Source organism: Candidatus Psyllophila symbiotica (assembly GCF_029910555.1).
Taxonomy (GTDB): Bacteria; Pseudomonadota; Gammaproteobacteria; order Enterobacterales; family Enterobacteriaceae_A.
Genome location: NZ_CP092142.1, coordinates 18,725 through 31,655 on the forward strand (window position 1 = coordinate 18,725; position 12,931 = coordinate 31,655).

At 17.6% G+C, this 12,931-nt stretch carries 15 protein-coding genes and 5 tRNA genes; 12 read left to right on the forward strand and 8 right to left on the reverse strand.

Annotated elements, in window-relative coordinates; genetic code table 11:
- Positions 1–100: 100 nt before the first annotated feature.
- Positions 101–1,954 carry a tRNA uridine-5-carboxymethylaminomethyl(34) synthesis enzyme MnmG gene (gene mnmG, locus MEJ61_RS00075; protein ID WP_459563415.1) on the reverse strand — a complete coding sequence of 618 codons (1,854 nt, stop codon included), beginning with the start codon at positions 1,952–1,954 and terminating at the stop codon, positions 101–103.
- 149 nt (positions 1,955–2,103) lie between these two features.
- On the opposite strand from mnmG, the gene MEJ61_RS00080 reads away from it, so the two are divergent.
- From MEJ61_RS00080 to ribH, 3 genes are all read left to right on the forward strand, one after another.
- Positions 2,104–2,177, forward strand: a tRNA-Asp gene (locus MEJ61_RS00080).
- Positions 2,178–2,206: 29 nt separating this feature from the next.
- Entirely contained in the window at positions 2,207–3,343 is a 1,137-nt protein-coding gene (gene ribD / locus MEJ61_RS00085; protein WP_459563277.1) for a bifunctional diaminohydroxyphosphoribosylaminopyrimidine deaminase/5-amino-6-(5-phosphoribosylamino)uracil reductase RibD, read from the forward strand.
- A gap of 37 nt (positions 3,344–3,380) precedes the next feature.
- Positions 3,381–3,860 (forward strand): 6,7-dimethyl-8-ribityllumazine synthase, encoded by a 480-nt coding sequence (ribH, locus tag MEJ61_RS00090; protein WP_459563278.1) that lies wholly within the window; start codon positions 3,381–3,383, stop codon positions 3,858–3,860.
- 140 nt (positions 3,861–4,000) lie between these two features.
- On the opposite strand, the gene MEJ61_RS00095 is transcribed toward ribH, so the two are convergent.
- From MEJ61_RS00095 to MEJ61_RS00110, 4 genes are all read right to left on the reverse strand, one after another.
- Positions 4,001–4,072: transfer RNA gene (locus tag MEJ61_RS00095), tRNA-Gly, on the reverse strand.
- A 120-nt stretch (positions 4,073–4,192) separates the two neighbouring features.
- Entirely contained in the window at positions 4,193–4,795 is a 603-nt protein-coding gene (locus MEJ61_RS00100; protein ID WP_459563279.1) for a peroxiredoxin C, read from the reverse strand.
- Between the two features lie 57 nt (positions 4,796–4,852).
- Positions 4,853–5,017 carry a 50S ribosomal protein L32 gene (rpmF, locus tag MEJ61_RS00105; RefSeq protein WP_459563280.1) on the reverse strand — a complete coding sequence of 55 codons (165 nt, stop codon included), beginning with the start codon at positions 5,015–5,017 and terminating at the stop codon, positions 4,853–4,855.
- Between the two features lie 108 nt (positions 5,018–5,125).
- Positions 5,126–6,040 (reverse strand): RluA family pseudouridine synthase, encoded by a 915-nt coding sequence (locus tag MEJ61_RS00110; RefSeq protein WP_459563281.1) that lies wholly within the window; start codon positions 6,038–6,040, stop codon positions 5,126–5,128.
- Between the two features lie 146 nt (positions 6,041–6,186).
- Here MEJ61_RS00110 and rpmB point away from each other — a divergent pair, with 146 nt between their 5' ends.
- Positions 6,187–6,396, forward strand: coding sequence for a 50S ribosomal protein L28 (gene rpmB, locus MEJ61_RS00115; protein ID WP_459563282.1), 210 nt, complete (start codon positions 6,187–6,189; stop codon positions 6,394–6,396).
- 46 nt (positions 6,397–6,442) lie between these two features.
- The gene (gene rpmG, locus MEJ61_RS00120) at positions 6,443–6,601 is read left to right on the forward strand and encodes a 50S ribosomal protein L33 (protein WP_459563416.1); all 159 of its coding nucleotides are present in this window, start codon (positions 6,443–6,445) and stop codon (positions 6,599–6,601) included.
- 45 nt (positions 6,602–6,646) lie between these two features.
- Here the strand turns inward: rpmG and cspE are convergent, their stop codons facing one another.
- Both cspE and MEJ61_RS00130 read right to left on the reverse strand, forming a co-directional pair.
- Positions 6,647–6,856, reverse strand: coding sequence for a transcription antiterminator/RNA stability regulator CspE (cspE, locus tag MEJ61_RS00125; protein WP_459563284.1), 210 nt, complete (start codon positions 6,854–6,856; stop codon positions 6,647–6,649).
- 174 nt (positions 6,857–7,030) lie between these two features.
- Positions 7,031–7,103 (reverse strand) — tRNA-Val (locus MEJ61_RS00130).
- A gap of 223 nt (positions 7,104–7,326) precedes the next feature.
- On the opposite strand from MEJ61_RS00130, the gene fabV reads away from it, so the two are divergent.
- From fabV to MEJ61_RS00150, 4 genes are all read left to right on the forward strand, one after another.
- Entirely contained in the window at positions 7,327–8,514 is a 1,188-nt protein-coding gene (fabV, locus tag MEJ61_RS00135; protein ID WP_459563285.1) for an enoyl-ACP reductase FabV, read from the forward strand.
- Between the two features lie 125 nt (positions 8,515–8,639).
- Positions 8,640–8,727, forward strand: a tRNA-Ser gene (locus MEJ61_RS00140).
- 5 nt (positions 8,728–8,732) lie between these two features.
- Positions 8,733–8,806: transfer RNA gene (locus MEJ61_RS00145), tRNA-Arg, on the forward strand.
- 85 nt (positions 8,807–8,891) lie between these two features.
- Positions 8,892–9,230, forward strand: a complete 339-nt coding sequence (locus MEJ61_RS00150; protein WP_459563286.1) for an iron-sulfur cluster assembly accessory protein — start codon at positions 8,892–8,894, stop codon at positions 9,228–9,230.
- Between the two features lie 28 nt (positions 9,231–9,258).
- Here the strand turns inward: MEJ61_RS00150 and MEJ61_RS00155 are convergent, their stop codons facing one another.
- Positions 9,259–10,557, reverse strand: coding sequence for an NAD(P)/FAD-dependent oxidoreductase (locus tag MEJ61_RS00155; protein WP_459563417.1), 1,299 nt, complete (start codon positions 10,555–10,557; stop codon positions 9,259–9,261).
- Positions 10,558–10,720: 163 nt separating this feature from the next.
- On the opposite strand from MEJ61_RS00155, the gene rpmH reads away from it, so the two are divergent.
- The 3 genes from rpmH to yidC all read left to right on the forward strand — a co-directional run bounded on the left by rpmH (position 10,721) and on the right by yidC (position 12,902).
- Positions 10,721–10,861: a 50S ribosomal protein L34 gene (gene rpmH, locus MEJ61_RS00160; RefSeq protein ID WP_459563288.1), complete on the forward strand. Its 141-nt coding sequence runs from the start codon at positions 10,721–10,723 to the stop codon at positions 10,859–10,861.
- A 6-nt stretch (positions 10,862–10,867) separates the two neighbouring features.
- Complete coding sequence (gene rnpA, locus MEJ61_RS00165; RefSeq protein WP_459563289.1) at positions 10,868–11,212, forward strand: ribonuclease P protein component; 345 nt, start codon at positions 10,868–10,870, stop codon at positions 11,210–11,212.
- A gap of 88 nt (positions 11,213–11,300) precedes the next feature.
- Positions 11,301–12,902 carry a membrane protein insertase YidC gene (yidC, locus tag MEJ61_RS00170; protein ID WP_459563418.1) on the forward strand — a complete coding sequence of 534 codons (1,602 nt, stop codon included), beginning with the start codon at positions 11,301–11,303 and terminating at the stop codon, positions 12,900–12,902.
- The last annotated feature ends 29 nt before the right edge of the window (positions 12,903–12,931 follow it).

The following is a 12,931-nucleotide window of genomic DNA, read 5'->3' on the forward strand; positions in this document are numbered from 1 at the left end:
TAATATATTAATTTAACTATAATATAATTCTATAATAATAATTTTATTTGTCAAATAATTATAAAAATATTTTAAATAAATATATAGTTTTAAAAATAAGTTAATTAAAATTAAATTTTTTAAGCCAAATTAATATAATAGAAATTGCAACTGGTGTTATACCTGAAATATTAATTGCTTCTTTTATAGTTTTAGGTTGATATCTATTTAATTTTAAAATTACTTCATTTGATAAATTTTTAATTTTATTATAATTAAATTTTAAAGGTAAAAAAGTTTCGTTTTTTTTTTTTTGATTTTTAATATATTTTTTTTGTTGAATAATATATCCTTCATATTTTATATATATTTCAATTTGTTTATAAATTTGTTTATATAAAAAAGAAGGTGAAAATTTTTTGATAGAAGTTAATTTATTATATGTTATTTTAGGAATACGTAATAAATTATAGCCATTTTTTTTAAAATATTTTAATTTATTATTTATTTTATTAATATTTATGTATATATATTGTAATCTTTTTTTTTCTTTTTCTATAATATTAATTTTTTTACAAAAAATTTTCCATCTAATATCATTAATTAAACCAATTTCTCTACCTTTAGGGGTTAAACGTAAATCAGCATTATCCTCTTGTAATTGTAAACGATATTCAGCTCTTGAAGTAAAAATTCTATAAGGTTCATTTGTGCCTAAATTAATTAAATCATCAATTAAAACACCAATATAAGCTTCATTTCTTTTTAAAATAAATTTATTTTTACCAAATATATATAAACCAGAATTTATACCAGCTATTAAACCTTGAGCAGCAGCTTCTTCATAACCAGTTGTCCCATTTATTTGACCAGCAAAAAATAATCCATTAATATATTTACTTTCTAATGTTTTTTTTAAATCTTTAGGATCTAAAAAATCATATTCTACAGCATAGCCTGGTTTAGTAATTACTGATTTTTCTAAGCCTTTTATTGTACGTAGAATTTTTAATTGAATATTAAAAGGTAAATTCGTTGATATTCCATTAGGATAAAATTCTGTACTCAAAATTCCTTCAGGTTCTAAAAAAATTTGATGAGATATTTTTTTATTAAATCTCATAACTTTATCTTCTATTGAAGGGCAATAACGAGGACCAGAACCATTTATAATTCCATTATAAGATGGACTATATTTAATATATTTTCTAATTATATCATGAGTTTTTTTATTAGTATAAGTAATATAACAATTAATTTGTTTAGGTAAATATTTAATATTATCTAAAAAAGAAAATTTAGGTACAGGAATATCACCGTATTGTTTTTTAAGAATTTTAAAATTAATAGTATTATAATTAATACGAGGTGGCGTTCCAGTTTTTAAACGTTTAATTTTTACAGGTAATTCATTTAAAAATAATGATAAGGGATTTGAAGAAAAATTACCAATACGTCCACCTTTGTAATTATTTAAACCAATATACATTTTACCATTTAAAAAAGTACCTGTACATATAATAACTGATTTAGAATAAAATTTTAAATTCATTTTTGTAATAACACCAACAACATATTTATTTTTAATAATTATTTTTTTAACTGAACTTTGAAAAATTTTAATATTACTTTCATTATTTAATGCATTAAAAATTGATTTTTTATATAAAATTCTATCTATTTGAGCGCGAGTAGAACGTACTGCATATCCTTTACTTGAATTTAATATTTTAAATTGAATACCAGAGAGATCTGCAGTTTTTGCCATTAAACCCCCGAGAGCATCAATTTCTTTAACTAAATGACTTTTACCAATACCACCAATAGATGGATTACATGATAATTCTCCTAAAGTATTTATATCATGTGTTATTAATAAAATTTTACAACCCATACGAGCAGAAGCCATTGAAGCTTCAATACCAGCATGTCCTCCTCCAATAATAATAATATCAAAATATTTAGAATAAATCATTTTATTAACAATTAAAATATTAAATAAATTAGTATTAAATTTATAAAATTAATATATAAAATAAAATAAGTATTAAATTTTAATAGATTATCAATATTAGATAATATATATATTGATTTTTATTATTTAAAATATAAAATTAACATAATGGAGCGGTAGTTCAGCTGGTTAGAATATCTGCTTGTCACGTAGAAGGTCGCGGGTTCAAATCCCGTCCGTTCCGTTTAATTTTAAATAAAAATAATTTATAATATGAACAAAAATATTAAATTAAACAAAATTCAACTTAAAATTGATAAATTATATATAAATCGTGCTTTTCAATTATCATATTTAGGAAATTTTTCTAGCATGCCAAACCCAAGTGTTGGATGTATAATTGTTAAAAAAAACAAAATAATTGGCGAAGGTATTCATATGTTTTCAGGTGGTCCGCATGCTGAAATTAATGCATTAAGAGATACAATTAAAAAAGTTATAAATTCAACAATTTATGTAACACTTGAACCTTGTATTTATTATGGATTAACACCACCATGTGTTAAAGCTATAATTTATTCAGGTATAAAACGTGTTGTAATTGCTGTAAAAGACCCTAACCCTAAAATTTTAGGTAATAGTTTTAAAATTTTAAAAAACGCTGGATTACAAGTTTCTTATATATCAATAAATTTTAAAAATAAAAATAATATAGGGTTTTTTAAAAGAATGATAACTGGTTTACCGTATATTAAATTAAAATACGGTATTTCATTGGATGGCAGAACTGCTTTATTATCTGGTGTAAGTAAATGGATAACATCTATTGATTCAAGGATTAATGTTCAAAAATTAAGAAGTCAATGCTCTGCTATACTTAGTACTAGTAATACAATATTATTTGATAATCCATCGTTTAAAATACATTTAAAATATATAAATAAATTATTTAATAATTTATATCCATTTAAAAATTTAAGACAACCATTAATTATTATAATAGATAGTAAAAATAAAATAAAACCTAAACACAAAATAATTAAAGAAAAAAGAGAAGTTTTGTTAATACGGTTTAAAAAAGATAAAAAAAAATGGCCAAATAATGTACATCAAATAATTTTTAAAAAAAAAAAAAAAATAAATTTAAAATTTTTAATGTCATATTTAGGAAAAATAAAAATAAATAATATTTTAGTAGAAGCAGGTTCTAAATTATCAGGTTTATTATTAAAATTAAAATTAATTGATGAATTAATTTTATATATTTCTCCTAAAATTTTAGGAAATAAAAGCTTAGGTTTATTTAATTTACCTAATTTTAAAAAAATATTAAATAAAAATGATTTTATTTTCAAAAATATTAAAAAAATAAATAATGATTTAAAAATAATATTAAAAAAAAATTTTTAAATTTATTAATTTAAATAATAAATAGGTATAAAAATATATGAAAATTATTAATAGTACATTTAATACTTCTAATAGTACTATTGCAATTGTAATATCTCGTTTTAACGAATTTATAAATAAATCTTTGTTAAAAGGTTCTATAGATATTTTAAAAAGAATAGGTAAAATTTCTGATAATAATATTACTATTGTTTGGGTTCCAGGGGCTTATGAAATACCTTTAATTACTCAATTATTAGCTAATTCAAAAAAATATAAAGCAATTATAACTTTAGGAACAATTATTAAAGGAGAGACTAAACATTTTGAATATATTTCAAATTCAATTATTTCAAATATTAGCAATATAATATTAAAAACTGAAATACCAATTATTTTAGGAATATTAACAACTAATAATATTGAACAAGCTATAAATAGATCTGGTTGTAAATCAGGTAACAAAGGTATAGATGCGGCACTTAATGCTTTAGAAATGATAAATATTATAAATAATATTAAAAATAAAAATATATAATTTATTAATTTTATAAAATAATATTTAAATTAAAAATATTATTATAATTTAATATGTATTTTATAAATTTTATATTTGATTATATTTATAATATATTAATTAATATAATATTTTAATAATAATTTAAATTAAATTTAAATAGCGAGAGACGGGGATCGAACCCGTGACCTCAACCTTGGCAAGGTTGCATTCTACCACTAAACTACTCCCGCGAAAATTTAAAATATATTTAAATATAATATAAATATTATAAATTTCGAATTTAAAAATTTAATTGAATTGTTATTTAATAATTTAAAATATATAGGACTATTAAAGTCCTACATTTATAATTATAATTTATCTAAATGTTCATTTAAATATTTAATAACTCCATTAGTAGAAGGTACAATACTAGGTTTACCTTTTATCCATTGTGCTGGACAAACATCTCCATATTTTTCATGAAATTGTAAAGCATCAATAGTTCTTATAATTTCATCTACATTTCTACCTATAGGTAAATCGTTAACAATTTGAGTTCTTATAATTCTATTTTTATCAATTAAAAATGATGCTCTTAAGGCAAAACCAAATTCTGGATGTTCAATACCATATGATTTTTGAATTTCTCTCTTTACATCAGCTATCATAATATATTTAACTTTACTTATTCCTCCTTTATTAATTGGAGTATTTCTCCAAGCTTTATGTACATATTCAGAATCAAAAGATACTCCGATTAATTCAACATTTCTTTTTTGAAATTCATAAAAACGTTTATTAAATGCTATTAATTCAGAAGGGCAAACAAAAGTAAAATCCATAGGCCAGAAAAATAATAAAATATATTTATTATTAATATAATTTTTAAAATTGAAATTTTTGATAATTTTACCATTACTTAAAACAGCAGATGCTGTAAAATCAGGTGCTTTACAAGTAACTAATGTCATTTTTATTTCCTTTTAAAATAATTTATTAATTTAAAATATAATATATTATTAAATTTATTATAAAATTTTTTTACCTTTATAAAATTTTTTATATGTAATATGATGTCTAATATGTAATTCACCTGTTATTATATCAGTAGATAAAATTTTATAATTTATTTTTTTGTGTGATCTTCTTTTTCCTCTTTTAGAACGTGATATTTTATGTTTTGGAACAGCCATCTTAATTTCCTTTATAAATTTTAAAAATAAAATATTAAATATTAATTTAATTTAATTTAATTCATTAATTAAATTATATACATAAAATTTAAATTTTTTTTTTTTTATTTATTTATTTTTTTTTAAATAATAACACAAATCATAATCAATATTAGAAAATACTTTAATTTTTTTTTTAATATAAGGATGTTTAAAACAAATATTTATAGAATGAAGAAAAAGTCTATTTAATTTGGAATTCAAAATTTTATTATCTAATTTTTTAATACCATATATTTTATCAAATATAATAGGATTATTAATATATAATAAATGTAACCTAATTTGGTGTGTTCTACCAGTAATTGGGTAAATTTTAATTAAAGAATTAAAATTATAATTTTTAATAAATTCAAAAAAAGAAATAGAAAATTTACCATAATTATTAATTGTTGATATTATTTTATTATTTATAGTTAATGTTTTTTTAATATTTAATTTAATATTTTTAATTTTTTTATTCCATTTTCCATGAACTAATGCTAAATATACTTTTTTAATATTTTTAGACTTTAATTCTTTATTTAAAAAAATTAAAGATTTTTTAGATTTAGCTAATAATAAAATTCCAGAAGTTTCTTTGTCTAATCTATGTACAAGTTCTATAAAATTTTTTTCACCTCTTAAAATTCTTATACTTTCAATTAAACCACATTTTATTCCACTTCCACCATGAACAGATATACCAGATGGTTTTTTAATTACTAAAATATAATTATCTTCATATATTATATTTTTTTCTAAATTATTTAAATAAAATAATGTTTTTTTAATATTTTTTTTTTCTTTTATACGTATTATATCATTTAATTTTAATCTATAAGAAAAATTAACACGTTTTTTATTTATTCTTATACTACCTTTTCTTATAATTTTATATATATCATTTTTAGATATATTTTTAAATTTATTTATTAAATAATTATCTATTCTTTGATTAATTTTTTCGTTTATTTTAATAAATTTTATTTCTTCTTTATTCAATATAATTCCAAAAATAAATATTTAAATAAATTAAAATTTATTAAATATAATTTTAAATAATATTTTATTATAATAAATATTTATTAATAAATTATATTAATAAATATTAAAATTAACTATATAATTTATTATTTATTGAGTTTTAAATGTCTAGAGTATGTCAAATAACTAAAAAAAAACCTATGACAGGAAATAATAGATCTCATTCAATGAACGCAACGAAAAAAAAATTTTACTTAAATTTACATAATCATAAATTTTGGGATAATATAAAAAAAAAATATTTAATTTTAAAAATATCTAAAAAGGGGTTAAAAATGATTAATAAAAAAGGGTTAAATTTTTTTATAAAATAAAAAATAAAAAATAAAAAATAAAAATAAAAAATATTAGGAATAATATATGGCTAAAAGTATTAGAGAGAAAATAAAATTATTATCCTCTTATGGAACAGGTCATTTTTATACTATTACTAAAAATAAAAAAAAAAAAAAAAAAAAATATAAAAAATATGATCCTATAATTAGAAAACATATTTTATATAAAGAATATAAAATATAATTTAAAATAAAGCCCGTAATAACGGGCTTTATTTAAAATTATATTTTATAATGTTGTAACGTTAATTGCAGAAGGGCCTTTTTGTCCTTCTTGAATTTCAAATTCAATATTTTGTCCTTCAGCAAGTGTTTTAAAGCCACTACCTTGTATAGCAGAAAAATGAACAAAAACATCTTTACTTCCATCAGAAGGTGTAATAAATCCAAAACCTTTTGATTCATTAAACCACTTTACTTGACCTCTCATTTTTGCCATTTAAAAATATTTCCTTAATCACTTAAAATAAATTATTTTAAAGTTAAATTTATAAAAACAAATTATTAATTAAAATTTAATAATTTTATAATTTATAAATATAAATATAAATATAAATATAAATATAAATATAAATATAAATATAAATATAAATATAAATATAAATATAAATATTGAGTGATGAAGGAATCGAACCTTCGACCATCTCCGTGTAAAGGAGAAGCTCTACCATCTGAGCTAATCACCCATTTTAAATATTATAAATATATATTTTAAAAAGTCAACTATTTAAAATAATTATTATTTAATTATTTTTATTGATTATTTAATATTAATTAAATATAAAAATAAAATAAATTTAGTAAATATATTAATTTGTATTATAATAAAATTAAATAAAATATTTTAATTTAATAAATTATTTTAAAATATTTATTTTAACAATTTTTTAAATTTATAAAATTAATAATATGATAATAAAACCTAGATTTAGAAAATCTTTTTGTATTACTTCACATCCAATAGGATGTGAATACAATGTATATAACCAAATTTATTATGTTAAAAAAAGAAATCTCTTTTTAAAAGAAGGACCTAAAAAAGTATTAATAATAGGATCGTCTTCTGGTTTTGGATTAGCATCAAATATAGTAACTACTTTTGGTTTTGAAGCAAAAACTATAGGAGTATTTCATGGTGAAAAAAATTATTTTCAAAATTATTCAAATGAAGGTTGGTATAATATTGCAGCTTTAAATAAATTTTCAAAAATTTTAGGTTTATATTCTAAAAATATAAATTGCGACGCTTTTTCTAATGAATGTAAAAATAAAGTAATTAAATTAATTAAAAAAGAATTAGGTAAAATCGATCTAGTAATTTATTCTATATATTCAAAATCATGTAAATCAATTAATAACAAAACAATTAACGCTGTAATAAAACCAATCGATAAAAAATATAAAAATAAAAGCATTAATGTAAATAAAAATAAAATAATAAAATCTACAATAAAACCTGCTAGTAAAAAAGAAATAATAGATACATTATCAGTTATGGGTGGTTTAGATTGGGAATTATGGATGACAGCATTAAAAGAATCAAATGTTTTAGAAAATGGTGTTTTAACAATAGCGTATTCTTATATTAGTAGTGATATAATATCACCAATATATAGAGATGGAACAATAGGTTTAGCTAAATATGATTTTGATCGTTCAGCTAAAAATATCCATAAAAATTTAAGAAAATTAAACGGTAATGTTAATGTTGTAATTTTAAAACCAACAATTACTAAAAGTACTTATTTAAATCCATATATGAATTTATATATTTCAATTCTCTATAAAATAATGAAAAAAAAAAATTTACATGAAGATTGTATAAGTCAAATTTTTCGTTTAATGTCAACATGTTTATATAATAAATATTATGAAACCGATAAATATAATAGAATACGTATGGATACATGGGAAAAAAGAACAGATATACAAAAAGAATGCAAAAAAATATGGAGAAATGTTAATACATATAATTTAAAACAAAAAACAGATTATTTTAATTGTAAAAGAGATTTTTTACGTTTATTTGGGTTTTATTTTTCAGAAGTAAATTATAAAATTAATATTAATACTGATATTGATATTGATATAATATAAATAAAAATTAATAATTAAGTATATTTTATAAACATATAGAATTATGTTAAAAGAATATTAATATAAAATATTGTAGAGTTTTAAAATTACTATATTTTATTTTTTTTTTTAAAAAAAATATCTATGGTGAGATAGCCAAGAGGTTGAAGGCGCTCCTCTGCTAAGGGAGTATACATTATAAAAGTATCCGGGGTTCGAATCCCCGTCTCACCGTAGTTGCATCTGTAGCTCAGTTGGATAGAGTACTTGGCTACGAACCGAGCGGTCGGAGGTTCAAATCCTTCCAGATGCAAATTTAATAAGTTTTTAAAAATATTAATATTTTAATAATTTTTATTTAATAATACAATATTAACAATTTCAATAAAAATAATAAAATGAATAAATTTTTAAATTTTAAAATAAATAAAACTGCTATTAATAAAATAAATTCTATAATTACAAAACATAAAAAAAAATTAAGAATTTTTATAAAAGGAGGAGGATGTGGGGGAATAAAATACAATTTTATTTTAACAAATATTAAAAAAAAAAATGATATATGTATTATTAAAAAAAACATTACAATAGTTATTGATCCAATAAGTTTTCAATATTTAAATGGAAGTTATTTATTTTATTATTATTATTTAGAAGAAGCAAAATTTATTATCAAAAATTCAAATATAAAAACAACATGTAATTGTGGTTCTTCTATTAATTTTAAGAATTTTTAAATAAAACAATTAATAAAATTTATTTATTTTATTTTATTTTAATTTTTGGACGAATAAATTTATTAATTATATTAACTATTAAAAATAAAAATGTTTTATTATATCCTTGTATTTTAATTTGATGCATTTTATATAATGTAATATATAAAAAACGAGCTAATTTACCTTTAATTATTATTTTTTTATTTATTATATTTAAAACTAAATATCCTATTGTATTAAATTCTGACAATGATATTAAAGTTCCATAATCAATATACTTAAAAACACTCATTGATGTTTTATTTAAAATAGATATAATATTTTTACAACATATTTTAACCATTTGATGCGCAGATTGAGCACATGCTGGAATAAATTTATTATTTATTTTTAAAGATGAACAATCTCCTATAGCAAAAATATTATTATCTAAAGTAGTTTGTAAAGTAGATTTTATTATTAATTGATTAATACTATTAATTTCTAATCCTTTTATATGTTTAATAAAATCAGGTACTTTTATTCCAGCAGTCCAAATTATTAAATCAGCATTAATATAAAAATTTGTTTTAGTTTTTAATCCATGTTCATATATATTTGTAACTAAAGTATTAACTAAGATATTAATATTTATTTTTTTTAATATATTATATACATAAATAGAAATTTTATTAGGTAATAATGATAAAATTTTAGATCCAGCTTCAATAATTGTAATGTTTATTTTTTTATTATCAAAATAATTATAACCATATTTTTTAAGTTCTTTAATTAAATTTACTATTTCAGCAGATAATTCTATACCTGTAGCACCACCACCTATAATAACTATATTTATTTTAATTAAATTTTTAATATCATAGATTTTATCATTATTAAAAGTTAATAAAATATTAAATAATTTTTTATGTAATAACATTGCGTGTTTAATATTATCTAAAAAAAAACATTTTTTTTTAATTCCTGGTATATTAAAATCATTAGATATACTTCCTATAGCAATAATAAGAATATTATAATTTAATTTCTTAATTTTTTTTTTTTTATTTTCTAAATTATTTAAATATTCATATGTTATAAATTTTTTATATCTATTAATATTTATTAAAGTTCCTAGTTTAAAATTATAATTATTATCTTTAGCATGATCTAAAAAATTTATTGTATTTATATTTGCGTCTAAATAACCTGATGCAATTTCATGTAATATAGGTTTCCAAACATGAAATAAATTTTTATCTATAAGTGTTATATTTTTATATCCTATTTTTTTTCCTAAAAGCTTAATTAACTCTAAACCACTAATACCGCCACCTATTATCACTATTTTTTTATTTTTGTTCATTTTAAAATCCTTTTTATATAATATATTTTAATTAATATTTAAAATATAATTTATTTAATATTTTTAAAAACTAATTTTAAATATTAATATTAATATTAATATTAATACAATATATATTATTTTAATATTATTTTAAAAAATAATTTACTTTTAAAAATAAATAATGAAATATACCTTTCAACCATCTATTATAAAAAGAAACAGAAAACATGGATTTAGAATAAAAATGTCAAAAAAGAATGGACGTAAAATTTTATTAAGAAGACGTAATAAAGGTAGAAAAAAATTAATTTCTTTTAAATAATTTAAAATGATAAATTTTTATAATATAAAAAAAATAAAATTATTAAATATAAATAATTTAATATTTAATTTTAAAAAGTCAATAAAATATAATAATAAATATTTTACAGTTATTAAAAATACTAATAATTTAGAATATGCTAGATTAGGTTTAATTATTAGCAAAAAACATATTAAGTATTCTCATGATAGAAATAGATTTAAACGTATTGCAAAAGAAAGTTTTCGTTATAATCAATATTTATTACCATTATTAGATTATATTATTATTTCTAAAAATAAATTACATGAATTAAATAATTATAAATTTACTATTAATTTAGAAAAAATTTGGAATTTTAAATATTATTAAATTTATTAAAATTAGATTTATTTATAAAAATTTAAATTTATAATATTTTAATATTACAAAATTTTAAATATATATTGAGAAATTAATTTTGAATATAAAACGTAAATTTTTTTTAATAATTTTATTTTTAAGTTTTTTATTTACATTTATATTATTTAAAAGTAATAAAAATTCAAAACATTATTTTAATAAAAATCAAAATATTAATAATAAAAGTAATACTATTAATTTAAACTATAACGAAATTATTAAAAACAAAACCAAAAAGTATAAAAAAATAAAAATTAAAACTGATTTACTATATTTAATTATTAATACTAATGGCGGTATTATAGAAGAAGCTAAATTACTCAAATATAAAAATAATTTAAGTTCACTTAAACCAATTGAACTTTTAAAAACAACAAATTCTTTTATTTATCAAATAAATAATAATTTAATTAAAAAAGAGTATTTATTTAATAATACAAATAAAATAATATTACCTAAATTTAGAGTAGAAAAAAATTATTATTCAATAAATAATAATAAAAATTATATTTCAATACCTATGTATTACAAAGATGATAATAATAATATTTTTATTAAAACTTTAATATTAAAAAATAAAAGTTATGTAATTAAAATAATTAATACTTTTATTAATAATAATATAACACCAATTAAATTAAGTTCATTCGGGCAAATTAAACAAACAATAAATCTACCTATAAATAATAAAAAAAATAATGATATTAACAAAAATTTTAGAGGTATAGCATATTCATCAAATATTGAAAAATATAAAAAAATATCTTTTAAAGATAATATTAATTTAAATATAACTACTAAAAGTGGTTGGATTGCAATGTTACAAAAATATTTTACAACAGCAATAATTCCAATTAGTAAAACAAATAACATTTTTTATTCAGAAAAAACCAATAACAATATTTGTACAATTGGATTTCAATCAAATCCAATAATTATCAAACCATTTCAAAGTCATAATTTTAAAATATCTTTATGGATTGGCCCTAAATTACAAAGTGATATGGAAAAATTATCACCATATTTAAGTTCAACAATAGATTATGGATTTTTATGGTTCATATCAAAACCCTTATTTAAAATACTAAAATTTATACATTTTTTCTTTGGAAATTGGGGATTTTCAATAATATTAATAACATTGTTTTTACGTTTTATTATGTATCCAATATCAAAATTTCAATATATTTATTTAAAAAAAATAATTTTATTACAACCTAAAATTAAAAAAATAAAAGAAATTAATAAACATAATAAAGAAAAATTAAATGAAGAAATATTAAAATTATATAAAATTGAAAAAGTTAATCCTTTATTAGGTTTAATACCTATTTTAATACAAACTCCGATATTTTTATCATTATACAATATATTAATAGAATCTATTGAATTAAGACATTCAAAATTTATTTTTTGGATACATGATCTTTCTGATAAAGATCCTTATTATATTTTACCAATATTATTAAGTATAACAATATATTATATACAAAAAATATCACCCATAAATATAAATAATACACCAAATATAAAAATTATAAATTTTATACCTATTATTTACAGCATTTTTTTCTTTTGGTTCCCTTCTGGTTTAATTATTTATTATATAGTAAATAATATTTTTATTATTTTTCAACAAAAAAAAATTTATAAAATTTAAATATTTATAAATTAATTTTAAAATTAAAA

Coding starts and splice junctions, on each gene's coding strand:
- mnmG (WP_459563415.1), bottom strand. CDS start 1,954: ATGATTTATTCTAAATATTTTGATATTATTATTATTGGAGGAGGACAT.
- ribD (WP_459563277.1), top strand. CDS start 2,207: ATGAACAAAAATATTAAATTAAACAAAATTCAACTTAAAATTGATAAA.
- ribH (WP_459563278.1), top strand. CDS start 3,381: ATGAAAATTATTAATAGTACATTTAATACTTCTAATAGTACTATTGCA.
- MEJ61_RS00100 (WP_459563279.1), bottom strand. CDS start 4,795: ATGACATTAGTTACTTGTAAAGCACCTGATTTTACAGCATCTGCTGTT.
- rpmF (WP_459563280.1), bottom strand. CDS start 5,017: ATGGCTGTTCCAAAACATAAAATATCACGTTCTAAAAGAGGAAAAAGA.
- rpmB (WP_459563282.1), top strand. CDS start 6,187: ATGTCTAGAGTATGTCAAATAACTAAAAAAAAACCTATGACAGGAAAT.
- rpmG (WP_459563416.1), top strand. CDS start 6,443: ATGGCTAAAAGTATTAGAGAGAAAATAAAATTATTATCCTCTTATGGA.
- cspE (WP_459563284.1), bottom strand. CDS start 6,856: ATGGCAAAAATGAGAGGTCAAGTAAAGTGGTTTAATGAATCAAAAGGT.
- fabV (WP_459563285.1), top strand. CDS start 7,327: ATGATAATAAAACCTAGATTTAGAAAATCTTTTTGTATTACTTCACAT.
- MEJ61_RS00150 (WP_459563286.1), top strand. CDS start 8,892: ATGAATAAATTTTTAAATTTTAAAATAAATAAAACTGCTATTAATAAA.
- MEJ61_RS00155 (WP_459563417.1), bottom strand. CDS start 10,557: ATGAACAAAAATAAAAAAATAGTGATAATAGGTGGCGGTATTAGTGGT.
- rpmH (WP_459563288.1), top strand. CDS start 10,721: ATGAAATATACCTTTCAACCATCTATTATAAAAAGAAACAGAAAACAT.
- rnpA (WP_459563289.1), top strand. CDS start 10,868: ATGATAAATTTTTATAATATAAAAAAAATAAAATTATTAAATATAAAT.